At 61.4% G+C, this 24,799-nt stretch carries 27 protein-coding genes; all 27 read left to right on the top strand.

The window, feature by feature from the left end:
• Positions 1-209 precede the first annotated feature (209 nt).
• The 27 genes from L8K08_RS07920 to L8K08_RS07790 all read left to right on the top strand — a co-directional run bounded on the left by L8K08_RS07920 (position 210) and on the right by L8K08_RS07790 (position 24,789).
• Positions 210-1,655: a flagellin gene (locus tag L8K08_RS07920; RefSeq protein ID WP_145158893.1), complete on the top strand. Its 1,446-nt coding sequence runs from the start codon at positions 210-212 to the stop codon at positions 1,653-1,655.
• 75 nt (positions 1,656-1,730) lie between these two features.
• On the top strand, positions 1,731-2,090 hold the full coding sequence (locus tag L8K08_RS07915) for a flagellar protein FlaG (RefSeq protein ID WP_242195632.1): 360 nt from the start codon (positions 1,731-1,733) through the stop codon (positions 2,088-2,090).
• A gap of 80 nt (positions 2,091-2,170) precedes the next feature.
• Positions 2,171-3,583, top strand: a complete 1,413-nt coding sequence (fliD, locus tag L8K08_RS07910; RefSeq protein WP_242195629.1) for a flagellar filament capping protein FliD — start codon at positions 2,171-2,173, stop codon at positions 3,581-3,583.
• A 140-nt stretch (positions 3,584-3,723) separates the two neighbouring features.
• On the top strand, positions 3,724-4,113 hold the full coding sequence (gene fliS / locus L8K08_RS07905) for a flagellar export chaperone FliS (RefSeq protein WP_106576450.1): 390 nt from the start codon (positions 3,724-3,726) through the stop codon (positions 4,111-4,113).
• 24 nt (positions 4,114-4,137) lie between these two features.
• Positions 4,138-4,434: a flagellar protein FliT gene (locus L8K08_RS07900; RefSeq protein ID WP_145158887.1), complete on the top strand. Its 297-nt coding sequence runs from the start codon at positions 4,138-4,140 to the stop codon at positions 4,432-4,434.
• A 170-nt stretch (positions 4,435-4,604) separates the two neighbouring features.
• Positions 4,605-6,080: a sigma-54 dependent transcriptional regulator gene (locus tag L8K08_RS07895; protein WP_071483261.1), complete on the top strand. Its 1,476-nt coding sequence runs from the start codon at positions 4,605-4,607 to the stop codon at positions 6,078-6,080.
• A 109-nt stretch (positions 6,081-6,189) separates the two neighbouring features.
• Positions 6,190-7,401, top strand: coding sequence for an ATP-binding protein (locus tag L8K08_RS07890; RefSeq protein WP_242196384.1), 1,212 nt, complete (start codon positions 6,190-6,192; stop codon positions 7,399-7,401).
• A gap of 7 nt (positions 7,402-7,408) precedes the next feature.
• On the top strand, positions 7,409-8,788 hold the full coding sequence (locus tag L8K08_RS07885) for a sigma-54 dependent transcriptional regulator (RefSeq protein ID WP_242195626.1): 1,380 nt from the start codon (positions 7,409-7,411) through the stop codon (positions 8,786-8,788).
• 146 nt (positions 8,789-8,934) lie between these two features.
• Positions 8,935-9,264: a flagellar hook-basal body complex protein FliE gene (gene fliE / locus L8K08_RS07880; protein ID WP_016972029.1), complete on the top strand. Its 330-nt coding sequence runs from the start codon at positions 8,935-8,937 to the stop codon at positions 9,262-9,264.
• Positions 9,265-9,280: 16 nt separating this feature from the next.
• A complete protein-coding gene (gene fliF, locus L8K08_RS07875; RefSeq protein ID WP_242195623.1) occupies positions 9,281-11,056 on the top strand; it encodes a flagellar basal-body MS-ring/collar protein FliF in 1,776 nt (591 codons plus the stop codon).
• Positions 11,049-12,068, top strand: coding sequence for a flagellar motor switch protein FliG (gene fliG, locus L8K08_RS07870; RefSeq protein WP_010208743.1), 1,020 nt, complete (start codon positions 11,049-11,051; stop codon positions 12,066-12,068). Before fliF ends, fliG begins: the two co-directional genes overlap by 8 nt.
• A gap of 10 nt (positions 12,069-12,078) precedes the next feature.
• Positions 12,079-12,843, top strand: coding sequence for a flagellar assembly protein FliH (fliH, locus tag L8K08_RS07865; RefSeq protein ID WP_145158881.1), 765 nt, complete (start codon positions 12,079-12,081; stop codon positions 12,841-12,843).
• A complete protein-coding gene (gene fliI, locus L8K08_RS07860) occupies positions 12,833-14,191 on the top strand; it encodes a flagellar protein export ATPase FliI (protein ID WP_145158879.1) in 1,359 nt (452 codons plus the stop codon). The genes fliH and fliI overlap by 11 nt, the downstream gene beginning before the upstream one ends.
• A gap of 3 nt (positions 14,192-14,194) precedes the next feature.
• On the top strand, positions 14,195-14,644 hold the full coding sequence (gene fliJ, locus L8K08_RS07855) for a flagellar export protein FliJ (RefSeq protein ID WP_106576458.1): 450 nt from the start codon (positions 14,195-14,197) through the stop codon (positions 14,642-14,644).
• Between the two features lie 186 nt (positions 14,645-14,830).
• Positions 14,831-15,136, top strand: coding sequence for an STAS domain-containing protein (locus L8K08_RS07850; protein WP_106576459.1), 306 nt, complete (start codon positions 14,831-14,833; stop codon positions 15,134-15,136).
• Positions 15,133-16,851 carry a fused response regulator/phosphatase gene (locus tag L8K08_RS07845; RefSeq protein ID WP_242195620.1) on the top strand — a complete coding sequence of 573 codons (1,719 nt, stop codon included), beginning with the start codon at positions 15,133-15,135 and terminating at the stop codon, positions 16,849-16,851. Before L8K08_RS07850 ends, L8K08_RS07845 begins: the two co-directional genes overlap by 4 nt.
• Positions 16,852-16,881: 30 nt before the next feature.
• Positions 16,882-17,229, top strand: coding sequence for an Hpt domain-containing protein (locus L8K08_RS07840; protein WP_106576461.1), 348 nt, complete (start codon positions 16,882-16,884; stop codon positions 17,227-17,229).
• Positions 17,230-17,316: 87 nt separating this feature from the next.
• The gene (locus tag L8K08_RS07835; protein WP_242195617.1) at positions 17,317-18,672 is read left to right on the top strand and encodes a flagellar hook-length control protein FliK; all 1,356 of its coding nucleotides are present in this window, start codon (positions 17,317-17,319) and stop codon (positions 18,670-18,672) included.
• Positions 18,673-18,891: 219 nt separating this feature from the next.
• Positions 18,892-19,398 carry a flagellar basal body-associated protein FliL gene (gene fliL, locus L8K08_RS07830; protein WP_145158871.1) on the top strand — a complete coding sequence of 169 codons (507 nt, stop codon included), beginning with the start codon at positions 18,892-18,894 and terminating at the stop codon, positions 19,396-19,398.
• Positions 19,399-19,407: 9 nt separating this feature from the next.
• Positions 19,408-20,376, top strand: a complete 969-nt coding sequence (gene fliM, locus L8K08_RS07825) for a flagellar motor switch protein FliM (protein ID WP_010166091.1) — start codon at positions 19,408-19,410, stop codon at positions 20,374-20,376.
• A 34-nt stretch (positions 20,377-20,410) separates the two neighbouring features.
• A complete protein-coding gene (gene fliN / locus L8K08_RS07820) occupies positions 20,411-20,878 on the top strand; it encodes a flagellar motor switch protein FliN (RefSeq protein WP_057700902.1) in 468 nt (155 codons plus the stop codon).
• Between the two features lies 1 nt (position 20,879).
• Entirely contained in the window at positions 20,880-21,320 is a 441-nt protein-coding gene (gene fliO / locus L8K08_RS07815; protein ID WP_064453452.1) for a flagellar biosynthetic protein FliO, read from the top strand.
• The gene (gene fliP / locus L8K08_RS07810; RefSeq protein ID WP_106576465.1) at positions 21,320-22,063 is read left to right on the top strand and encodes a flagellar type III secretion system pore protein FliP; all 744 of its coding nucleotides are present in this window, start codon (positions 21,320-21,322) and stop codon (positions 22,061-22,063) included. Before fliO ends, fliP begins: the two co-directional genes overlap by 1 nt.
• A gap of 4 nt (positions 22,064-22,067) precedes the next feature.
• Positions 22,068-22,337 (top strand): flagellar biosynthesis protein FliQ, encoded by a 270-nt coding sequence (gene fliQ / locus L8K08_RS07805; protein ID WP_003214552.1) that lies wholly within the window; start codon positions 22,068-22,070, stop codon positions 22,335-22,337.
• Between the two features lie 4 nt (positions 22,338-22,341).
• Positions 22,342-23,127 (top strand): flagellar biosynthetic protein FliR, encoded by a 786-nt coding sequence (gene fliR, locus L8K08_RS07800; protein ID WP_064453451.1) that lies wholly within the window; start codon positions 22,342-22,344, stop codon positions 23,125-23,127.
• Positions 23,128-23,130: 3 nt separating this feature from the next.
• Positions 23,131-24,267 (top strand): flagellar biosynthesis protein FlhB, encoded by a 1,137-nt coding sequence (flhB, locus tag L8K08_RS07795; protein WP_145158867.1) that lies wholly within the window; start codon positions 23,131-23,133, stop codon positions 24,265-24,267.
• 321 nt (positions 24,268-24,588) lie between these two features.
• A complete protein-coding gene (locus L8K08_RS07790; RefSeq protein ID WP_145158865.1) occupies positions 24,589-24,789 on the top strand; it encodes a cold shock domain-containing protein in 201 nt (66 codons plus the stop codon).
• The last annotated feature ends 10 nt before the right edge of the window (positions 24,790-24,799 follow it).

Below are 24,799 nucleotides of genomic sequence, written 5' to 3'. Positions count from 1 at the left end.
ATTTGGCGCCAGAAAACCCAGCATTTGCGGGCGTTTGGGCTATCGTAAATGCTTGAATTACAAAGGATGGCCCGTTGCTAGTAAAAAAAATCAAAAAAGTCCTCAAGCAACCTGCATTCACGACGATAACTATTACGAAGGTTCTCTAGGCCACACCCGGCGGTTGCCAGGGCCGGAAGCCGCAGTACACCACCCACGAGGATTTCGTCATGGCTTTAACAGTAAACACTAACCTTGCTTCGTTGAACGTTCAGAACAACCTGAACAAGGCTTCCGGCGCCCTGCAAACTTCCATGCAGCGTCTGTCCTCCGGCCTGCGTATCAACAGCGCCAAAGACGACGCGGCCGGCCTGCAAATCTCCAACCGTCTGACCAGCCAGATCAACGGCCTGGGCGTTGCAATCAAAAACGCCAACGACGGTAGCTCGATTGCTCAGACCGCTGAAGGCGCAATGCAGCAGTCCACCAACATCCTGCAAAGCATGCGTACCCTGGCTCTGCAATCTGCCAACGGCTCGCCAAGCGCTGAAGACCGTAAGTCGAACCAGGCTCAATACGCAGCGCTGACTGCTGAATTGACCCGTATCGCTACCACCACTACCTTCGGTGGCAAGAACCTGCTGGACGGTTCTTTCGGTACTACTTCGTTCCAGGTCGGCGCCAACGCCAACCAGACCATCGACATGAGCATCGGTAACGTTGCAGCCAACAACATTGGTTCGCAGCAGCTGAAAACTCAAGGCGTAGCGCCAAGTGCAACCGGCGTTGCCGGCGGCGCAATCACCGTTACCGGTGGCGGCCAGTCGACCAACCTGACCATCGCTGCCGGCGCTTCCGCCAAGCAGATCGCTGCTCAAATGAACGGCGCTGTCGGCGGCCTGGCTGCTACTGCCAGCACCGTTGCCCAGTTCTCCGTTGACTCCACTGCCATTGCTGCTGCCAGCCCTGCCAGCGCCAACTTCACCCTGAAAGTCGGCAGCGGTACTGCTGTCCAGTTCACTGGCGTGACCAGCACTTCGGACCTGGCTGACCAGCTGAAGTCCAACGCTGCCAAACTGGGCATCACCGTTAACTACGATTCGACCACCAACGCTCTGTCGGTCAAGTCCGATACCGGTGAGAACCTGACCTTCAACGCTGGCGATGCCGGTGCTGTTGCAGGCGTCAAGGTTGCTACTCAGGACGGCAGCGGTGCATTCGGCACAGCCGTTGCACTGGACGCTGGCCCGATCGTCGCTACTGGCGCAGTGTCGCTGAACTCCTCCAGCAGCTACTCGCTGAGCGGCGCCGGTGTGACCGGTCTGTTCGCAGCTACTGGTACTGCTGCCAACTCCACCAAAACCACCGTCAACAACACTGACATCACCACTGCTGCCAACGCACAGAACTCGATCGACGTGATCACCCAGGCGATCTCGGACATCGACTCCCAGCGTGCCGGTCTCGGTGCTGTACAAAACCGTTTCGACAACACCGTTGCCAACCTGCAGAGCATCTCGGACAACTCCAGCGCCGCTCGCGGTCAGATCCAGGACGTTGACTACGCTGCAGAAACTGCTCAGCTGACCAAGCAACAAACCCTGCAACAGGCTTCCACTGCGATCCTGTCCCAGGCCAACCAACTGCCTTCCGCTGTACTGAAGCTGCTTCAGTAATAGCCATCGGTAGATGAATGACGGAAGGGCGCGTTTACGTGCCCTTTTGTCTTTTGCGTGATGAGGAGATTGGGCATGGACATGAGCGTGAAGTTGAACCTGTCTTATCCGGCAGTGGCGCCACAGAGCGCTCCTGCTCCCGTGAACAACGACCCGCAGAAAACCAAGGTTGATCCTTTGGCTGCCACGGTCCAACCCAAGCAGGGCTCGAAGCCGTCCGACCTTGAACAGGCGGTCACGGATATTCGCAAATTCGTCCAGGCTGCCCAGCGCAACCTGGACTTTTCCATTGATGACTCCACCCATCAGGTAGTCGTCAAGGTCATAGCGACCGAAAGCGGCGAGGTCATTCGTCAGATCCCATCGGAAACGGCATTGAAACTCGCACAAAGCCTTCATGACGCCAGCAGCGTATTGTTTGACGCCAAAGTCTGAGCTGGCATGAATTTTGTTGCTGTAGCTGCTTTAGGCGTCGTCCGTCAATAAAGCGCCAGCCCCGGATCAGGAGAAGAATCATGGGTGATATATCAGTTAGCGGCCCCGTTACGGGCATTGATACCCAGCAGATCGTGACGGCATTGGTGAACGCGGAACAGGCGCCGAAGCAATCGCAGATCAACAAGCAGACGCAAACGTCGACTGCCCAGCTGTCCTCGATCGGCAAGATTCAAGCCGCGCTGGATGCCTTCCGTGGTGCCATGGACAACATGACCAAGGACGCCAGTATCGGCGGCCTGACGGCGACGACGTCGGATGCCAACGTGTCCACCGTGACCTTGGGTGCCGGTGCCTCTGCGGGCAGTTATCAGCTGATCGTCAACCAGTTGGCGACCGCCTCGAAGGTTGCTACTCAGAATTATTCAACCGGCGCGAAAACCGTCGTCAATACCGGCACCACCGCGACGACCCTGGAAATTTCCCAGTCTGGTCAGAGTTACGGGGTCAGTGTTCCGCCAGGCGCGACGCTGCAACAAGTGCGTGACTCGATCAACGCGCAATACAGCAGTGTTGGCCTGAGTGCCAACATCCTGACTGACGCCACCGGTTCTCGCCTGGTCATGACCTCGACCAATACCGGCGCCGGCACGGACATTACCCTGGGGGGTAACTCCGGCCTGGAAGCGGGTTCGTCGGTTGTGGGTGATCCACCGCAAAACGCTAAATACACCATTGACGGCACGGCTCAGGAATCCAAGAGCAATACCCTGACCGAGGCGATCAGTGGTGTGAGCATCAAGTTGACGGCGGTGTCGCCTCTGCCTGCCGGGGTCACGGGGACGCTCCCTGACGGCGTTACGCGCGTGTCATCGACCATCACGGTCACCCGCAGCAACGACACCCTCAAAAGTTCGGTGAAGGGTTTTGTCGACACCTACAACGCGTTGATGACGGCCATGAACACCGAGACCGCGGTCACCACCAACGCGGACGGTTCCACCACGCGCGCTGCGCTGACAGGCGATGCCACCATGCGCTCCCTGCAGACCGCGTTGCGTAGCGAGCTGAACGCAATGACGGGCACGGGCACGTTGAAGTCCCTGGCGCAATTTGGCGTGAACACGGACTCCGGCACCGGCAAGTTGAGTATCGACGACAAGGTGTTCGGTGCAGCGATTGCCACCAACCCCACCGACATCGGCGGCATTTTCAACGGTGACAATGGCTTGCTGGCGCGCATGAAAAGCGCGACCGACAGCTATGCACTGAGCAACACCGGCGTGCTGGCCACGCGTTCGTCGACGCTGTCGGACGATCTCAAGGACCTGCAGAACCAGCAGGACACCCTGACCGCGCGTATGGCTGCCCTGAAGACCAGCCTGACCGCCAAGTACACGACGATGAACAACCTGGTGGCCCAGCTCACCAGTCAGCGTTCCAGTGTCATGAGCACGCTCAACGCGCTGAACAAGACGTCTTCGGACAGTTGATCCCGATGAAGCCGCCCGCTGGTGATTACCGCCATCGGGCGCCGCCTTCAGCCGACTTGCGGTTAAAGTTTTTTGCGACCCAGTCGACATATTAGTCAGAGCCCATCCTATTTAGCTGTTGCCTGTCACGAGGTAGAAACATGAATCCCATGAGAGCCCTTCGCCAATACCAGAAGGTCAATTCCCATGCCCAGATCTCCGAAGCCAGCCCGCACCGTCTGGTCCAGATGCTGATGGAAGGCGCGTTGGATCGCATGGCTCAGGCCAAAGGCGCCATGGCTCGTGGTGATATCGCGCAAAAAGGTTTGCTGCTGGGCAAGGCGATCGACATCCTGATCGGCTTGCGTGATGGCCTTAATCCGGAAAAAACCGATGATCCGGCCGCGTTGCAGCAGTTGGACAATCTGTATGCCTACATGACCACGCGCCTGCTGGAAGCCAACAGCAAGAGCGATGTCGCCATGATCGACGAAGTAGCCGGCCTGATGATTACGCTCAAGGAAGGCTGGGACGGTATTGCAACACTGTAGGCCTGTTGGCCTGAGGATGATGTCATGAGCCACGCCCTGCAACGGATTGACGAGACCCGCGAAGCCTTGGTTGACGCACTGGCCCACCGTAACTGGGACGCTATCGGCGAACTGGATATGGGGTGTCGTGCGGTGATCGATGAGGCGCTCAACAATGCGCCGGTGGACGAGGATGCCCTGCGGGAAAAGCTGCAAAGCTTGCTGGCGGTGTATCAGCAGTTGCTTGAGGTGACGACTGGCGAACGCCAGGCGATTTTCGAAGAGATGTCGCAGATCAACCGAGCGGAAAGCGCGTCAAAGGTTTACCATCTGTTCGGCTGAATGGGCTCAGTTAATCCGAACGGCGCGTCATATATTTGACTGTGCCAGCATTTTTGACTTAACTAGTGCTGTTTTCAGATTTCAGACGTCTAGTAGGGTAAGAAATCTTACAAACGTCTAGATTGCCCTCACTCTGGGGCAGAGCGTTTTACTAGGGAAGTTGCTATTGCATGTGGCGTGAAACCAAAATTCTGCTGATTGATGACGATAGCGTCCGCCGCCGCGATTTAGCGGTAATTTTGAATTTTCTTGGTGAAGAAAATTTGCCCTGCGGTAGCCATGACTGGCAGCAGGCGGTCAGCTCTTTGTCGTCGAGCCGCGAAGTCATCTGTGTGTTGATCGGGACGGTCAACGCTCCTGGCGCAGTTCTGGGCTTGTTAAAGACACTGTCTACCTGGGATGAGTTCCTTCCGGTGTTGCTGATGGGCGATATTTCTTCCGTGGACCTTCCGGAAGACCAGCGCCGCCGCGTGCTTTCCACCCTGGAAATGCCGCCCAGCTACAGCAAATTGCTCGACTCCCTGCACCGTGCCCAGGTCTACCGCGAGATGTATGACCAGGCCCGCGAGCGCGGTCGTCATCGCGAACCCAACCTGTTTCGCAGCCTCGTCGGCACCAGCCGTGCGATCCAGCACGTGCGCCAGATGATGCAGCAAGTGGCCGATACCGACGCCAGCGTATTGATCCTCGGCGAGTCCGGTACCGGCAAGGAAGTGGTCGCACGCAACCTGCACTACCACTCCAAGCGCCGCGACGGGCCTTTCGTGCCGGTCAACTGCGGGGCGATCCCGGCAGAGTTGCTCGAAAGCGAACTGTTCGGCCACGAGAAGGGCGCCTTTACCGGGGCGATCACCAGCCGTGCCGGGCGTTTCGAATTGGCCAATGGCGGCACCCTGTTTCTGGACGAAATCGGCGACATGCCGCTGCCGATGCAGGTCAAGCTGTTGCGCGTGTTGCAGGAGCGCACCTTCGAGCGCGTGGGCAGCAACAAGACCCAGAGCGTCGATGTGCGCATCATCGCGGCCACGCACAAAAACCTCGAAAGCATGATCGAGGTCGGCAGCTTCCGCGAAGACCTGTACTACCGCCTCAACGTATTCCCTATCGAGATGGCCCCGCTGCGTGAGCGCGTGGAAGACATCCCGCTGCTGATGAACGAACTGATCTCGCGCATGGAACACGAAAAGCGCGGCTCGATTCGCTTCAACTCCGCCGCGATCATGTCCCTGTGCCGTCACGGCTGGCCGGGCAACGTCCGTGAGCTGGCCAACCTGGTCGAGCGCATGGCCATCATGCACCCGTACGGTGTGATTGGCGTGGTCGAGCTGCCGAAGAAATTCCGCTACGTCGACGACGAAGACGAGCAGCTGGTAGACAGCCTGCGCAGTGACCTGGAAGAGCGCGTGGCCATCAACGGCCATACGCCGGACTTCGGTTCCACCGCCATGCTGCCGCCCGAAGGCCTGGACTTGAAGGACTACCTCGGTAGCCTCGAACAAGGCCTGATCCAGCAGGCGCTGGACGATGCCAATGGCATTGTTGCGCGCGCCGCTGAGCGCCTGCGCATCCGTCGCACCACCTTGGTGGAGAAGATGCGCAAGTACGGCATGAGCCGTCGCGAAGGTGACGAACAGGCGGATGATTGACGCCTGTTTTTTAACTGACTGATAGATAGGTCTATTTTTTTCGGCACGGGTATTGCTACAGCCCTCGCAACGTTCCGTTTAACTGACGGTCAGCCAGCGAGAGAGCATGATGCCCCACGCCGCCAAACTTTCTACAGCCCCTGCTATTCCTGGGCTGGTTCCGTGCGCAGAGCCGCTGACCCGGCAGGGTCTTGAACAGGCGTTCTCGCAGTTCAACCAGATGTCGAGCCAACTGACCGACTCCTACAGTCTGCTGGAAGCGCGGGTTTCCGAGCTTAAAGGCGAGCTGGCAGTGGTCAGCGCCCAGCGCATGCAAGAGCTGGCCGAGAAAGAGCGTCTGGCCAACCGTCTGCAAAACCTCCTCGACCTGTTGCCCGGCGGCGTAATCGTCATCGATGAAATGGGCCGTGTCCGCGAAGCCAACCCGGCCGCGCGTGACTTGCTGGGCGAGCCGCTGGAAGGCGAGCTGTGGCGCCAGGTGATTACACGCTGCTTTGCGCCGCGCGAAGACGACGGCCATGAAATCTCCCTCAAAGACGGTCGGCGTCTGTCCATCGCCACCCGTTCCCTGGACGCCGAGCCCGGCCAGTTGGTGTTGCTCAACGACCTGACTGAAACCCGTCACTTGCAAGACCAGTTGGCGCGCCATGAGCGTTTGTCGTCGCTGGGGCGGATGGTCGCTTCGTTGGCGCATCAGATCCGCACGCCGTTGTCGGCCGCGTTGATCTACGCCAGTCATTTGACTGATGAGCAATTGCCAGCCGCCACCCACCAGCGATTTGCCGGTCGCCTCAAGGAACGCCTGCATGAATTGGAGCACCAGGTGCGCGACATGCTGGTGTTTGCCCGCGGCGAATTGCCGCTGACCGACCGCGTCACGCCATCCGCGCTGATGCAGTCGCTGCAAGCGGCAGCCGCCACGCATATCCAGGACGTCAACGTGCGCTGGCAGTGCGACAGCCACTTGGGCGAGTTGTTGTGCAACCGTGACACCCTGGTCGGCGCGTTGCTCAACCTGATCGAAAACGCCACCCAGGCCAGCGGCCCGGGTGCGCGGCTCAAAGTGCACCTCTACACCCGCGACCAAACCCTGCGCCTGTGCATCAGCGACAGCGGCAGCGGCATCGACCCGGTCGTGCTGCAGCGCCTGGGCGAACCGTTTTTTACCACCAAGACCAACGGCACGGGCCTGGGCCTGACCGTGGTCAAGGCAGTGGCGCGTGCACATCAGGGAGAATTGCAGCTGCACTCCCGGTTGGGGCGTGGCACCTGTGCATTGATGACCTTGCCGCTGTTTTCCAGCGCGGCAAGCGCGGAGTAAAAGGACTATGGCTATCAAGGTTTTATTGGTCGAAGACGATCGCGCCCTGCGTGAAGCATTGGCTGACACGCTGCTGTTGGCGGGCCATGACTACCGGGCGGTCGGTTCTGCCGAGGATGCCTTGGAGGCCGTTGAGCAAGAGTCCTTCAGCCTGGTGGTCAGTGACGTAAACATGCCCGGCATGGACGGCCACCAGTTGCTCGGCCTGTTGCGCGCGCGCCAGCCGCAACTGCCGGTGTTGCTGATGACAGCCCATGGCGCTGTCGAGCGGGCGGTGGACGCCATGCGCCAGGGGGCGGCGGATTACCTGGTCAAACCCTTCGAGCCCAAGGCGCTGATCGAGCTGGTCGCCCGGCATGCGCTGGGCGTGGTGTCGAATGCCGAGGGTGAAGGCCCGATTGCCTTCGAGCCGGCCAGCGCTCAGTTGCTGGAGCTGGCAGCCCGGGTGGCGCGCAGCGATTCAACCGTGTTGATTTCCGGCGAGTCCGGCACCGGTAAAGAGGTGTTGGCGCGTTACATTCACCAGCAGTCGGGCCGCGCCAAACAACCGTTTATTGCGATCAACTGCGCGGCGATTCCCGACAACATGCTCGAAGCCACGCTGTTCGGCCATGAAAAGGGCTCGTTCACCGGCGCCATTGCCGCGCAGGCCGGCAAGTTCGAACAGGCCGACGGCGGCACCATCCTGCTCGACGAAATTTCGGAAATGCCCCTGGGCCTGCAAGCCAAGCTGCTGCGGGTGCTGCAGGAGCGGGAGGTGGAGCGCGTCGGCGCGCGCAAGCCCATCCAGCTGGACATTCGCGTGGTCGCCACCACCAACCGCGACCTGGCGGGCGAAGTGGCGGCGGGGCGCTTTCGTGAAGACTTGTTCTATCGGCTCTCGGTGTTCCCGCTGGCCTGGCGCCCGCTGCGTGAGCGCCCGGCGGACATCATTCCGCTGGCCGAGCGCCTGTTGAACAACCACGTCAAAAAAATGAAGCATGCCCAGGCGCGGCTGTCGGCCGAGGCCCAGGCCTGCCTGATCAGCTACCCATGGCCCGGCAATGTGCGGGAACTGGACAATGCCATCCAGCGCGCGCTGATTTTGCAGCAGGGCGGGTTGATCCAGCCGCAGGACTTCTGCCTGGCCATGGGCAGTGGCGCGGCGCCGTTGCCGAGCCTGGCGCCGGCACCGGTGGTCGTGGCCGACGCCGAGTCTGGCGGCGCCCTGGGCGACGACCTGCGTCGCCGCGAATTCCAGATGATCATCGACACCCTGCGTGCCGAGCGCGGCCGCCGCAAGGAAGCCGCCGAGCGCCTGGGCATCAGCCCGCGCACCTTGCGCTACAAGCTGGCGCAGATGCGCGACGCGGGGATGGATGTCGAAGCCTACCTGTTCGCGACCTGACAAATCGCCGTCTTGGAAATACTCAGGCTGACAGGGTTTGTCGCCTTTTCTTACGAATAGCCACGGAGCTGGCACCCTTGTTGCTACCACCCCTAGTAACCGCTGCGTAGTGTCAAAAAATTGCGGGTCGTCGGAGAGAGAAGGTCATGAGCCAGGGTATTGAGTTCAATCGGTTGATGTTGGATATGCGCTCCATGCAAATGGATGCCATGGCTCAACCGAAATCCGTCGCGCCTGCGCCGGAATTGGGCCAAAGCAGTTTTGCCGACATGCTCGGTCAGGCAATCAACAAAGTCAGTGATACCCAGCAAGCCTCTAATCAGTTGGCTACCGCCTTCGAGATCGGCAAAAGCGGCGTGGACCTCACCGATGTGATGGTCGCTTCGCAAAAGGCCAGCGTTTCCTTTCAGGCCTTGACCCAAGTGCGTAACAAGTTGGTTCAGGCTTATCAAGACATCATGCAGATGCCGGTTTAAGGACGAGATTTAAGTCATGGCAGAAGCAGTCGTGGACAACGTACCCGCCAAGGCAGACGGCAAGCCGCCGCTGTTTGGCCTGTCGTTCCTGGAAAACCTTTCCGAAATGACCATGTTGCGTCAGGTGGGCCTGATGGTCGGCCTGGCTGCCAGCGTGGCGATTGGTTTTGCCGTGGTGCTGTGGTCGCAGCAACCTGATTACCGCCCGCTGTACGGCAGCCTGGCCGGGATGGATTCCAAGCAGATCATGGAAACCCTGGCCGCCGCCGACATCGCCTACACCGTGGAGCCCAATTCCGGGGCCTTGCTGGTCAAGGCCGATGACGTGGCGCGTGCGCGCATGAAGCTGGCGGCCGCCGGCGTCACGCCGTCCGACAGCAATATCGGTTTTGAAATTCTCGACAAGGACCAGGGCCTGGGCACCAGCCAGTTCATGGAGGCCACGCGCTACCGTCGTGGCCTGGAAGGCGAACTGGCACGCACCATCTCAAGCTTGAATAACGTCAAGGGCGCCCGCGTGCACCTGGCGATTCCGAAAAGCTCGGTGTTCGTGCGCGACGAGCGCAAGCCAAGCGCCTCGGTATTGGTCGAATTGTTTTCCGGCCGCTCCCTGGAGCCTGGCCAGGTCCTGGCGATCATCAACCTGGTGGCCACCAGCGTTCCTGAATTGAGCAAGTCGCAAATCACCGTGGTGGACCAGAAGGGCAACCTGCTGTCCGACCAGGCCGAGAACTCCGCGCTGACCCAGGCCGGCAAGCAGTTCGACTACAGCCGCCGCATGGAAAGCATGCTCACTCAGCGTGTGCACAACATTCTGCAGCCGGTGCTGGGCAACGACCGCTATAAAGCTGAAGTGTCTGCCGACGTGGACTTCAGTGCTGTCGAGTCGACCTCCGAGCAGTTCAACCCGGACCAGCCGGCGCTGCGCAGCGAGCAATCGACCAGCGAACAACGCACCGCCAGCAATGGCCCGCAAGGTGTGCCGGGTGCCCTGAGCAACCAGCCACCGGCCCCGGCCACTGCACCGCAAACCACCGGTGGCGCCGCCGCGACAGCGGGCGCGATTCAGCCTGGTCAGCCACTGTTGGACGCCAACGGCCAGCAGATCATGGACCCGGCCACCGGCCAGCCGATGCTCGCGCCGTACCCGGCGGACAAGCGTAACCAGTCGACCAAGAACTTCGAACTCGACCGTTCCATCAGCCACACCAAGCAGCAGCAGGGCAAGATCAATCGCCTGTCGGTGTCGGTAGTGGTCGATGATCAGGTCAAGGTCAACCCGGCTGACGGCGCCGTCACCCGTGCGCCTTGGAGCACCGATGAATTGGCCCGTTTCACGCGCCTGGTGCAGGACGCCGTCGGCTTCGACGCCAGCCGTGGTGACAGCGTCAGCGTGATCAACATGCCGTTCTCCGCTGAGCGCGCCGAAGTGATCGCCGACCCGGCGTTCTATACGCAGCCGTGGTTCTGGGACATCGTTAAACAAGTGCTGGGTGTGTTGTTCATTCTGGTGCTGGTGTTTGGCGTGTTGCGCCCGGTGCTCAACAATATTACGGGCAACGGCAAAAAACAGCTGGCGTTGGCCGGTGGCGACGTCGAGTTGGGTGGCATGGGCGGCCTGGACGGCGAACTGGCCAACGACCGCGTCAGCCTCGGCGGCCCGCAAAGTATCCTGTTGCCAAGCCCGAGCGAAGGCTATGACGCTCAGCTGAATGCAATCAAGAGTCTGGTAGCAGAAGACCCGGGCCGTGTGGCCCAGGTCGTGAAAGAGTGGATCAACGCAGATGAGTGATAATCGAGCCGCTGTTGCCAAGCTCACCAAGGTCGACAAAGCCGCAGTCCTGTTGCTGTCCCTGGGTGAAACCGACGCTGCCCAAGTGCTGCGCCACATGGGGCCTAAAGAGGTCCAGCGCGTGGGCGTGGCCATGGCGCAGATGCGCAATGTGCACCGCGAGCAAGTCGAGCAGGTGATGAGTGAGTTCGTCGAGATCGTCGGCGACCAGACCAGCCTGGGCGTCGGCTCCGACAGCTATATCCGCAAGATGCTCACCTCGGCACTCGGTGAAGACAAGGCCAATGGCCTGATCGACCGCATCCTGCTGGGTGGTAACACCAGTGGCTTGGACAGCCTCAAGTGGATGGAGCCGCGCGCGGTGGCCGACGTGATCCGCTACGAGCACCCGCAGATCCAGGCAATCGTCGTCGCTTACCTCGACCCGGACCAGGCCGGTGAAGTGCTCGGCCACTTCGACCATAAAGTACGCCTGGATATCATCCTGCGCGTGTCGTCGCTGAACACCGTGCAGCCGGCAGCCCTGAAAGAACTCAACACAATTCTGGAAAAGCAGTTCTCTGGCAACTCGAACGCTTCGCGCACCACCTTGGGCGGCATCAAGCGTGCGGCCGACATCATGAACTTCCTCGACAGCTCGGTCGAAGGCCAGTTGATGGACTCGATCCGCGAGATCGACGACACCCTGTCCGGCCAGATCGAAGACCTCATGTTCGTGTTCAACAACCTCTCCGATGTCGATGACCGTGGCATCCAGGCGTTGCTGCGCGAAGTCTCCTCCGACGTGCTGGTGCTGGCCCTCAAGGGTTCGGACGAAAACGTCAAAGAGAAGATTTTCAAGAACATGTCCAAGCGTGCTTCCGAGTTGTTGCGCGACGACCTCGAAGCCAAAGGCCCGGTGCGCGTCAGCGACGTCGAAACCGCGCAGAAAGAAATCCTCACCATTGCCCGCCGTATGGCCGAAGCCGGAGAAATCGTTCTCGGTGGGAAGGGCGGCGAAGAAATGATCTAAGGCGCGTCCCATGTCGAACAAAGATGAGACGCCCAGCGATCTGATTCGCGCGCGGGATGTCGGCGGGTTCGACATCTGGTCGCTGCCCAGCTTCGATCCGCATGTGCCGGAACCTGAACCGGAGCCGGTGGTTGAAACGCCGGCCGAAATGGAAGAAGTGCCGCTCGATGAAGTCCAGCCACTGACCCTTGAAGAATTGGAAGCCATCCGCCAGGAGGCCTACAACGAGGGCTTCGCGGCGGGTGAAAAAGACGGTTTTCGTAGCACCACCCTCAAAGTTCGCCAAGAGGCCGAGGAGGCGCTGAGCGTCAAGCTGGCCAGCCTTGAGCGCTTGATGGGCAACCTGTTCGACCCGATCGCCGAACAGGATTCGCAGCTGGAAAAATCCATGGTCGGGCTGGTCGAGCACATCGCGCGCCAAGTGATCCAGCGCGAGCTGGTGCTCGATTCCAGCCACATCGAAAGCGTGATGCGCGAAGCCCTCAAGCTGCTGCCATTGGGCGTCGGCAATGTGCGGCTGTACATCAACCCGCAGGATTTCGAACAGGTCAAAGCCCTGCGCGAGCGCCATGAAGAAACCTGGCGCATCGTCGAGGACGCGGCGCTGCTGCCCGGTGGCTGCCGCGTCGAAACCGAGCACAGCCGCATCGATGCCACGGTGGAAACCCGCATCAGCCAGATCATGGCGAAAATGTTCGATCAATTGCATGAACAGTCCCTGCACCCGGCCGAGCCTGATATGAGTGTGGACCTGGACGCCGCCGATGCGCCTTGAACGCACCAGCTTCGCCAAGCGCCTGAGCGGCTACGCCGAGGCCACTGAGTTGCCCGGCCAGCCGATCCTCGAAGGGCGCCTGCTGCGCATGGTCGGCCTGACCCTCGAAGCCGAAGGCCTGCGTGCCGCCATGGGCAGCCGCTGCCTGGTGATCAACGACGACAGCTACCACCCGGTGCAGGTCGAAGCCGAAGTGATGGGCTTTTCCGGCAGCAAGATTTTCCTGATGCCGGTCGGCAGCCTGGCGGGCATCGCCCCCGGTGCGCGCGTGGTGCCACTGGCCGATACCGGCCGCCTGCCGATGGGCATGAGCATGCTCGGCCGCGTGCTCGACGGCGCCGGTCGCGCGTTGGACGGCAAGGGCGGCATGAAGGCCGAAGACTGGGTGCCGATGGACGGCCCGACCATTAACCCGCTCAACCGCAACCCGATCAGCGTGCCGCTGGACGTGGGCATTCGCAGCATCAACGGTTTATTGACGGTCGGCCGCGGCCAGCGTCTGGGCCTGTTTGCCGGTACCGGCGTGGGTAAGTCGGTGTTGCTTGGCATGATGACGCGCTTTACCGAGGCCGACATCATCGTGGTCGGGCTGATCGGTGAGCGGGGCCGTGAAGTGAAGGAATTCATCGAGCACAGCCTCGGTGAAGAAGGCCTCAAGCGTTCGGTGGTCGTCGCATCCCCGGCCGATGATGCGCCGCTGATGCGTTTGCGCGCGGCCATGTACTGCACGCGCATCGCCGAATATTTTCGCGACAAGGGCAAGAACGTCCTGTTGCTGATGGACTCGCTCACGCGTTTCGCCCAGGCCCAGCGGGAAATCGCCCTGGCCATCGGCGAACCGCCGGCCACCAAAGGCTACCCGCCTTCAGTGTTCGCCAAGCTGCCCAAGCTGGTTGAGCGTGCCGGTAATGCCGAGGCCGGCGGCGGTTCGATCACGGCGTTCTACACCGTGCTGTCCGAAGGCGATGACCAGCAAGACCCGATTGCCGACTCGGCGCGTGGCGTGCTCGACGGTCACATCGTGCTGTCGCGGCGTTTGGCCGAAGAAGGGCACTACCCGGCCATCGATATCGAAGCGTCGATCAGCCGGGTGATGCCGGCGGTGGTCACGCCGGAGCACATGGCCCGCGCCCAGCATTTCAAGCAACTGTGGTCGCGCTATCAGCAGAGCCGCGACTTGATCAGCGTGGGTGCCTACGTGGCCGGCGGTGATCGCGAAACCGACCTGGCGATTGCCCTGCAACCGCAGCTGGTGACCTACCTGCGCCAGGGCCTCAACGACAAGATCAGCATGGGCGAAAGCGAAGCGCATCTGGGCTCGATCTTCGCCCCGGCGCCAGGCGGTTAAGCCATGGCCAGCACCCGTTCCTCGCGCCTGGCCCCAGTGGTGGACATGGCGGAGAAGGCCGAAAAAACCGCCGCGCAACGCCTGGGCTACTTTCAGGGGCAGGTGCGCCTGGCGGAAAGCAAGCTCGGCGACCTGGAGCGCTTTCGCGGCGAATACCAGCAGCAATGGATCGAGCGCGGCAGCAAGGGTGTTTCCGGCCAATGGCTGATGGGTTACCAGGGCTTCCTCAACCAGTTGGAAACCGCCGTAGGCCAACAGCGCCAGAGCCTGGCCTGGCACCAGAACAACCTCGATAAAGCCCGCGAGGCGTGGCAGGCGGCGTTTGCCCGGGTCGAAGGTTTGCGCAAGCTGGTGCAGCGCTACATCGATGAAGCGCGGGCGATTGAAGACAAGCGCGAACAAAAGCTGCTCGACGAGCTGTCACAGCGACTACCGCGCCAATCACAGTACTAACGGCCACCACCGGCCCACTGTGGGAGCCGGGCTTGCCCGCGAGGCAGGCACCGAGGTGGATCAGGCATACCGCAGTGATGCTATCGCAGGCAAGCCAGCCCCCCCACATTTGATTGGCTGTGTTGCCCATACCCCGATCACCTGCTAAACCTTGTTGCACATTGCCAATGACAAGGAAGCAGTCGCATGTCAGTCGTGTCAGAAGTATCCCTGGATGGGAAAAAATTGACGATTACCGTCAAAGGGCGATTCGATTTCGGTAGCCATCAGGCCTTTCGTGATGCCTACGAGCGGTTCTACAAGGTGCCCGAGGTCTACGTGGTGGACCTCAAAGACACCACCTACATGGACAGCTCGGCCCTGGGCATGTTGCTGCTGTTGCGTGACCATGCCGGTGGCGACAATGCCGAAGTCCAGGTGATCAACAGCAACTCCGATGTGCGCAAGATCCTCGCCATTTCCAACTTTGACAAACTGTTCGATCTCAGTTGAGCAGCCTGGCCCCGGTCCTTGAACCGCTGACGATCCTGATCGCCGAAGACAGCGCCGCCGATTTGCTGTTGCTGTCGACCATCATTCGGCGTCAGGGGCACCAAGTACTTACCGCCACCAACGGCGCGCAGGCGGTCGAGGTGTTTACCCGCGAGCGCCCGCAACTGGTGTTGATGGACGCGCTGATGCCGGTGATGGACGGCTTTGAAGCCGCGCGGCGCATCAAGCAGCTCGCCGGTGAGGCGCTGGTTCCGATCATCTTTCTGACCTCGCTGCGCGAAAGCGAGGCGCTGGCCCAGTGCCTGGACGCGGGCGGCGATGACTTCCTCCCCAAGCCCTACAACCAGTTGATCCTGGCGGCGAAAATCAACGCCATGGACCGCCTGCGCCGGCTGCAGGCCACGGTCTTGCAGCAGCGTGACCTGATCGCCAGGCACCACGACTACCTGCTGCACGAGCAGCGCGCGGCCAAGGCAGTGTTCGATAAGGTGGCGCATTCGGGCTGTATCAATGCGGCGCCGAACATTCGTTACCTGCAATCGCCCTATGCCCTGTTCAATGGCGACCTGCTGCTGGCGGCGTACACACCCTCCGGCGACATGCATGTTTTGCTCGGCGACTTCACCGGCCATGGCCTGCCGGCCGCCGTGGGGGCCATGCCCCTGGCGGAAGTGTTCTACGGCATGACCGCCAAGGGCTACGGCCTGGCGCAGACCCTGCGCGAGATGAACGCCAAGCTCAAACGCATCCTGCCGGTGGACATGTTCTGCTGCGCCACGCTGATGTGCCTGAGCGCTCAGCGGCGCGTGGTGGAGGTGTGGAACGGCGGGATGCCCGAAGGCTATGTGCATGAAGTCGCCACGGGCAAGCGCACGCCATTGGTGTCGCGGCACCTGCCACTGGGTGTGTTGTCGGCGCAGGCGTTCGATGACGGCACCGAGGTCTGGCCCATGGCGCTGGGCGACCGGGTGTTTTTGCTCTCCGACGGTGTGCTCGACACGGCTGACGCCAATGACCAGCTGTTCGGCGCCGAGCGCTTGCAGCAGGTGTTCGCGGCCAACCGCGAGCCCGACCGGTTATTCGAAGACATCGAGCGGGCGCTGGCGGCGTTTCGTGGCCAGGCGCGCGATGACGTCAGCATGGTGGAAATCACCCTGCAGGCCGGCCAGCCGTTGCGCGCGGCCGAGCCCGTCTACGCCGACAGCGGGCAGTCGTGCCCGCTGGATTGGTCGGTGAGTTTCGAATTCCGTGCGCAGACCCTCAAAAGCTACAACCCGTTACCGTATCTGCTGCAGTTGCTGCTGGAGATTCAGGGGCTGCGGGGGCAGAGCGGGGCACTTTACAGTGTGATGGCCGAGTTGTATTCCAACGCGCTGGAGCATGGTGTGCTGGGGTTGGATTCGCGCCTCAAGCGTGATGCCCAGGGGTTCGCCGACTACTACCGCCAGCGCAATGAGCGGCTGGGGCAGTTGAACAGCGGTTACGTGCGGGTGCATGTGCAGGTGGTGCCGACCGCCACGGGCGGCAACATGACGCTGCGCATTGAGGACAGCGGCCCGGGGTTTGACGTGGAGCAGGTGCTGGCGCGGCCGATGGATGTCGACCGTCTGTCTGGCCGCGGCTTGAGCCTGGTGCGCCAGTTGAGCAGCGATGTACGCTGGTCCGATGGCGGGCGCAGTGTGTGCGTGGAGTTTTGCTGGGGGGCTCTGGCATAATCCGCCGATTCTTGATCAAGGAGCGAACAAGTGGCTGAGATTCATCTGGACCCCGATGTGTTGTCGGGTTTGCAGGAAGTGATGGAAGGCGAGTACCCGAAACTGCTGGATACCTTCCTTGACGATTCGCAGAAGCGCGTCGAAGCGTTGCGCAAGGCTCGCGACGATGCCAAGGCGCTGGGACGGATCGCGCATAGCTTCAAGGGCAGCAGCGGTAACCTGGGGGCGGTGCGGTTGGCAGAACTTTGCCGCCGGCTCGAAGACGGCTCTGCGCAGCTGACACGCGTGGACCTGGATGAACTGGTCGACGAAATCGACCAGGAATTCGCGCTGGTTCGGCCGTTGTACGAACACGAGCGTCAGCGTTTTCAGCTGTGATTGAGGGCTCGAGGTAAACCTGGCCCAACTCTTGCTCTACCTCTGGATACTGCATCCCCGATCCCAGTGCAGTGGAGACCCTTACCTATGCCAGTCGCCCCCAATTCGCTTCTTCAGGCTGCCGCTGCGGCCAAGCCTCAAGCGCCGGCCGCCACCCCCTCGGTAGCGGCTGCGGACCCACGAGGCAAGGGCCCTGGCTTCGCGCAAGTGTTTGCAAACCAAAGCCCGAAACCGACGCTCAAGAGCGACGAGGCCTCGGCCAAAGTCACGCGTGACAAGCCCTCGGACACCCCCTCCAAGCCGGCTGCAGGCGACGATAAGCCTGCCGCCAGCAAGCCGGCCGTTGCCGATAGCGGCAATCCCTTGCCTGCCAAGCCGCCGGCTAAATCCGACGACAGCGCCAGCAATGACGACGACAAAACCGCCGACCCGGCGGTGGCGCAGCAGCCTCCGGTTGATCCCGTGGTTGACCCGGCAGTGGTTGCCGCGGTCACACCGGTCCCCGTGCCCGTCCCGGTAGAAACGCCGGCACCTGTAGCCGCCAAAGACGACAAGGCCCAGCCAGTCGTCGCGCCCGCTGTGGCTGCCACCGATGACGCCAAGCAGCCGGCGTTCGACCCGCAAGCGGATCCGCTGGACTCGATGCCCGCCGTGCGCCTGGCGATGGAGCAGGGCGGTCACGTTTCGGCCAGTAGCCAGACGCCGCAGAAAGCCGCACCGACCACCACGCAGGATCAGCCGACCGCTGCGCAAAGCTTTGCTGCGGGCCTGGCGACTATGGTCGATCAGCAAACCACCAAGGACAGCACCGACCAGGGCGGCGACAAAGCCTTCAGCGGGCTGATCGAAGGTGGCCTCAAGGATTTGAAAGACGCCAGCAGCGACACCCGCGTGGATGATTTCGCCAACCGCCTCGCCGCATTGACCCAGGCCGCCACGCCGAAAACCGCGAATGCCTTGCCACCGGTTGCGAATGCGCCGCTGGCCATGCACCAGAGCGGCTGGACCGAGGAAGTGGTCAACCGCGTGATGTACCTGTCCAGTGCCAACCTCAAGTCGGCAGAAATTCAATTGCAGCCGGCAGAGTTGGGGCGCCTGGACATCAAGGTCAACATGACCGCGGACCAGCAGGCCCAAGTCACGTTCATGAGCGGTCACGCCGTGGTGCGTGAAGCACTGGAAACCCAGTCCGGCCGTCTGCGGGAGATGTTTGCCCAGCAAGGCATGGGGCAGGTCGACGTCAACGTCTCCGACCAGTCGCGTGGGTGGCAGGGCCAGGGCCAGGGCCAGGATCAACAGCAGCAGAACCAGGCGCGCGGCGTGAGTGGCAGCGGCGGGCGGGGTGATGGCGGGGATGCCGGTGATCACGCTGAGGTGGCGGCAGCGGTCGCGCCCGTGACCCAGACAGTGATCGGCTCCAGCGCCGTTGATTACTACGCCTGACACCTGTTGAAACCCGGTCAATGTGGGAGCTGGCTTGCCTGCGATGGCGGTGTATCAGTCACACAGATGTGAGCTGAGCCACCGCCATCGCAGGCAAGCCAGCTCCCACATTTGATATGTGGTGTTCGCGCTTACCGGGTTACCAGACAACTCTGGCATAACACTTGCTCTTGCCTTTCCGTAGATCTATGAATTCCAGAATAGTGACGGATTATTGGCATGGCGAAGAGCGACGACGCAGCAACTCCCCCCGCAGGCAAAGGCAAAGGCAAGCTTAAGCTTATCCTGCTGATCGTGCTGGGCCTGCTCCTGGCCATCGGCGCCTCGATTGGCGGCACCTGGTTCATCATGCACAGCAGTGCAAGCAAACCGGCACCCGCCGCCGAAACCGCCAGTAACGTCAAGCAACCGGCAATCTTCGAACCGATGCTGCCGGCCTTTGTGGCCAACTTCAATCAGAACGGCCGTCAACGCTACCTGCAGGTGAGCATCACCTTGCTGGCGCGTAACCAGGCGGACCTGGATGCGCTCAAAGTGCACATGCCGGTGATCCGCAACAACCTGGTGATGCTGTTCTCCGGGCAGAGCTTCGACAGCCTGGCCACGCCGGTAGGCCAGGAAATGCTGCGCCAGAAGGTCACTGCCAGCGTGCAGGAAGTGGCCCAGAAAGAGCTTGGCAAAGTCGTGGTCGAGCAGGCGCTCTTCACTAACTTCGTATTGCAGTAGGATCACGACATGGCCGTGCAAGACCTGCTGTCCCAGGATGAAATCGACGCGCTGTTGCATGGCGTCGACGATGGTCTGGTACAGACCGAAATGGCTGCCGAACCCGGCAGCGTCAAAAGTTATGACCTCACCAGCCAAGATCGCATCGTCCGTGGACGCATGCCGACGCTGGAAATGATCAACGAACGTTTCGCCCGCTACACCCGTATCAGCATGTTCAACATGCTGCGCCGTTCGGCGGACGTGGCGGTGGGCGGCGTGCAGGTGATGAAGTTCGGCGAGTACGTGCACTCGCTGTACGTGCCCACCAGCCTCAACCTGGTCAAGATCAAGCCATTGCGCGGCACCGCGCTGTTCATCCTCGACGCCAAGCTGGTGTTCAAGCTGGTGGACAACTTCTTCGGCGGCGACGGCCGTCACGCCAAGATCGAAGGCCGTGAATTCACCCCGACCGAACTGCGCGTGGTGCGCATGGTGCTTGAGCAGGCCTTCATCGACTTGAAGGAAGCCTGGCAGGCGATCATGGAAGTCAACTTCGAGTACATCAACTCGGAAGTGAACCCGGCCATGGCCAACATCGTCGGCCCCAGCGAAGCCATTGTGGTCTCCACCTTCCACATCGAACTCGATGGCGGTGGCGGCGACCTGCACGTGACCATGCCGTACTCGATGATCGAGCCGGTGCGCGAAATGCTCGACGCCGGTTTCCAGTCCGACCTGGACGACCAGGACGAGCGCTGGGTCAAGGCCCTGCGCGAAGACCTACTGGACGTCGACGTACCGCTGAGCGCCACCGTGGCCCGTCGCCAGCTGCGTCTGCGCGATATTTTGCACATGCAGCCGGGGGACGTGATTCCCGTGGAATTGCCGGAAGAACTGATCATGCGTGCCAACGGCGTGCCGTCGTTCAAGGTCAAGCTGGGTTCGCACAAAGGCAACCTGGCGTTGCAAGTGATCGAACCGATCAACCGCCGCTGATCACCAATTATTTTTGCTTCGCCGAGGACATGTAATGGCTACCGAACACGAAAACACTTCCGCCGAAGACCAGGCCCTGGCTGACGAGTGGGCTGCAGCGCTGGAAGAAACCGGCGATGTCGGCCAGGACGACATCGACGCGCTGCTGGCCGCCGACGCCGCCACCGCGCCGGCCGGCAAGCGCCTGCCAATGGAAGAATTCGGCAGCGTGCCGAAGAACAACGACCCGGTGACCCTCGACGGCCCGAACCTGGATGTGATCCTCGACATCCCGGTGTCGATTTCCATGGAAGTGGGCAGCACCGAAATCAACATCCGCAACCTGTTGCAGCTCAACCAGGGTTCGGTGATCGAACTCGACCGCCTGGCCGGCGAGCCGCTGGACGTGCTGGTCAACGGCACCCTGATCGCCCATGGCGAGGTGGTGGTGGTCAACGAGAAGTTCGGCATCCGCCTGACGGACGTGATCAGCCCAAGCGAACGCATCAAGAAGTTGCGCTGATATGAAGTATTCGATGGCGGGACTGTTTCTGGCGCTGCCATTGAGCGCCCTGGCGGCTGAGCCGGTTGCGCAAGCGGCGGCTGCGGCGCCCGTGGTCAGCAGCGGCATCGGCGGGCAATTGACCCAGCTGGTGCTGGGCCTGTTGCTGGTGGTCGGTCTGATTTTCGTGCTGGCCTGGTTGATGCGCCGCGTGCAGCGCATCGGCCCGGGCAATGGCCAGGTCATCGAGATGATCGGCTCGCGCGCCCTCGGCCCGCGTGATCGTCTGGTGCTGGTGCAAGTCGGCGAAGAGCAGATTCTGCTCGGCATCACGCCCGGCCGTATCACCCCGCTGCATGTGCTCAAGTCGCCGGTGGAAGTGGCCAGGACCGAGGCCGCCACGCCAGAATTCGCCCAGCGCCTGATGGAGTTGCTGGGCAAGGATCAGAAGGATAAGAAGTAATGCGCGTTTTATTGACGCTCATGCTGTTGCTGGCCGCGCCGCTGGCGTTTGCGGCCGACCCGTTGTCGATCCCGGCGATCACGCTGGGCACCAACGCCGCCGGCGCCCAGGAATACTCGGTCAGCCTGCAGATCCTGCTGATCATGACCGCGCTGAGTTTTATCCCGGCGTTTGTCATGCTGATGACCAGCTTTACGCGGATCATCATCGTCTTTTCGATTTTGCGTCAGGCCCTGGGCCTGCAGCAGACGCCGTCGAACCAGATCCTCACCGGCATGGCGCTGTTCTTGACGCTGTTCATCATGGCGCCGGTGTTCGACAAGGTGAACCAGCAAGCCCTGCAACCCTATCTGGCGGAAAAACTCAGTGCCCAGGATGCGATCGACAAGGCCCAGGGCCCGATCAAGGACTTCATGCTGTCGCAAACCCGCTCCAGCGACCTTGAGCTGTTCATGCGCTTGTCCAAGCGCACCGACATCGCCACGCCCGATCAGGCGCCGCTGACCATTCTGGTACCAGCCTTCGTCACCTCCGAATTGAAGACCGCGTTCCAGATCGGCTTCATGATCTTCATCCCGTTCCTGATCATCGACCTGGTGGTGGCGAGCGTGCTGATGGCCATGGGCATGATGATGCTCTCGCCACTGATTATTTCGTTGCCGTTCAAGATCATGCTGTTTGTGCTGGTGGACGGCTGGGCGCTGATTATCGGCACGCTGGCCAGCAGTTTCGGCGGAGTGTAGCGCCATGACCCCAGAAGTAGCGGTCGACCTGTTCCGTGAAGCGCTGTGGCTGACCACCATGATGGTTGCCGTGCTGGTGGTGCCGAGCCTGTTGGTCGGCCTGCTGGTGGCGATGTTCCAGGCGGCGACGCAGATCAACGAACAGACCTTGAGCTTCCTCCCGCGGTTGCTGGTGATGCTAATCACCTTGATCGTCGCCGGCCCGTGGCTGGTGCAAACTTTCATGGAATACATCCTGCAGCTGTACGGCAGTATTCCGCAGTTGATCGGCTGACCCCATGCAATCTGTGCTGGCACTGACCGACACCCAGATCAGCACCTGGGTGGCGTCTTTCATCTTGCCGATGTTCCGCGTCACGGCGGTGCTGATGACCATGCCGGTGTTCGGCACCACCCTGGTTCCGCGGCGTATCCGCCTGTATTTCGCCTTTGCCATTACCGTCGTGATCGTGCCCGGCCTGCCGCCGATGCCGCCGGTGAACGCGCTGGACCTGAGTGCCTTGCTGCTGATCGCCGAGCAAATATTGATTGGCGCGCTGCTGGGCTTTTCGCTGACATTGTTCTTCCAGGCGTTTGTGATCGCCGGGCAAATCATTTCGATCCAGATGGGCATGGGCTTTGCGTCCATGGTCGACCCCACCAACGGCGTGTCGGTGGCGGTGATCGGGCAATTCCTGACCATGCTGGTGACCTTGCTGTTTCTGGCCATGAACGGCCACCTGGTGGTGTTTGAGGTCATGACCGAAAGCTTCACCACCTTGCCGGTGGGCTCGGGGTTGGTGGTCAGTCACTTCTGGGAACTGGTGGGGCGCCTGAGCTGGGTGTTGGGCGCGTCGCTGTTGCTGGTGTTGCCGGCGATCACCGCGCTGCTGGTGGTCAATATCGCGTTCGGCGTGATGACGCGCGCGGCGCCGCAACTGAACATTTTCTCGATTGGTTTCCCGCTGACCCTGGTGTTGGGCATGGGGATTTTCTGGATCGGCATGGCCGACATTCTCAATCAGTATCAACCGCTGGCGACCGACGCCTTGCAGTTCTTACGTGATCTGGCACGGGCGCGTTGAGCCATGGCCGAGAGCGAGAGTGGTCAGGACAAAACAGAAGACCCCACGGACAAACGCAAAAAGGATTCCAGGGAAAAGGGTGAGATTGCCCGCTCCAAAGAACTCAATACCCTCGCCGTCATGCTGGCCGGCGCCGGTGGCCTGCTGATTTACGGCGGCGGTCTGGCGCTGGACATGATGGAGTTGATGAAACTCAACTTCTCGCTGCCGCGCGAAGTGCTGCTCAGCCCCGGCGCCATGGGCCAGTACCTGCTGCACTCGGGCAAAATCGCGATCCTGGCGGTGCAGCCGGTGCTTATCACCTTGTTGCTGGCCGCGTTGATCGGCCCGGTGTCCCTGGGCGGCTGGCTGTTTGCCGCTGGCAGCATGGCGCCCAAGTTCAGCCGGATGAACCCCGCGGCTGGGCTCAAGCGTATGTTTTCCAGCAAGGCGCTGGTGGAACTGCTCAAGGCGTTGGCGAAGTTCATCCTGATCCTGTTTGTGGCGCTGACGGTGTTGTCGTCCGACATCGACGACTTGCTGCGCATCGCCCATGAGCCGCTGGAGTCGGCGATCATCCACAGCGTGCAGGTGGTGGGCTGGAGCGCGCTGTGGATGGCCTGCGGGTTGATCATCATCGCCGCCGTGGATGCGCCGATCCAGCTGTGGGAAAGCCACAAGAAGCTGCTGATGACCAAGCAGGAAGTGCGCGACGAGCACAAAGACCAGGAAGGTCGCCCCGAGGTCAAGCAGCGCATTCGCCAGCTGCAGCGCGAAATGTCCCAGCGCAAGATGATGGCGGCAGTGCCGGATGCCGACGTGGTCATCACCAACCCGACTCACTACGCCGTGGCCCTCAAGTACGACCCGGAGAAGGGCGGCGCGCCGATGCTGTTGGCCAAGGGCAGCGACTTTACCGCGCTGAAAATCCGCGAAATCGCCGTGGCCAACGACATTCTGTTGCTGGAGTCGCCGGAGTTGGCGCGGTCGATCTTCTACTCCACCGACCTCGACCAGGAAATCCCGGCGGGCTTGTACCTGGCCGTGGCGCAGGTGTTGGCCTATGTCTATCAGATCCGCCAATACCGCGCGGGCAAGGGCAAGCGGCCTGAGCCGCTCAAGGATCTGCCGATTCCGCCGGATTTGCGCCGCGATTCCTGATCCTGAATTGGTCGCGAGCTGGTTCTTGTGGTGAGCGGGCTTGCCCCGCGTTGGGCTGCGCAGCAGCCCCAATAGGCCCACCGCGTTCTCTCAGACCCACCGCAGCGTTCGGTTTTAGGGCCGCTTCGCAGCCCAGCGCGGGGCAAGCCCGCTCGCCACAAAATCTTCTGCTCGCCACGGTACTTGCGCCGGCCCGTCCGCTACCACTCGTCGTTAACCCCTGTCTACCTGTCAACTCTGACAGTAGCCAGCGCCGCCTGCTCGCGGTTCCATGGCAGCACACTGCACACAGGTCGTCGTAGAGATGCAGAGGGAGCGGTAATGGAAGCGGTAACGGGCACGATCAAATCCTATAGCCGGAAAACCGGGGAAGGCTTGATTGCACTGGATGGCGGCGATGAGCCGGTGCAGGTGGATCTCAAAAGTTCGTGCGGGGTTTGGTTGAAAACGGGCCTGCGCGTGCAATTCGCGAGGATCCATCGGCCCAAGGGCATCTTCGCGTCGCATATCAAGATTATCTAGCGACCCGTGC

Source organism: Pseudomonas sp. TREG-RG-20F-10-E-6-01 (genome assembly GCF_022662455.1).
In the GTDB taxonomy this organism is placed as follows: domain Bacteria; phylum Pseudomonadota; class Gammaproteobacteria; order Pseudomonadales; family Pseudomonadaceae; genus Aquipseudomonas.
This window is presented reverse-complemented; position numbering and strand designations above follow the sequence as displayed.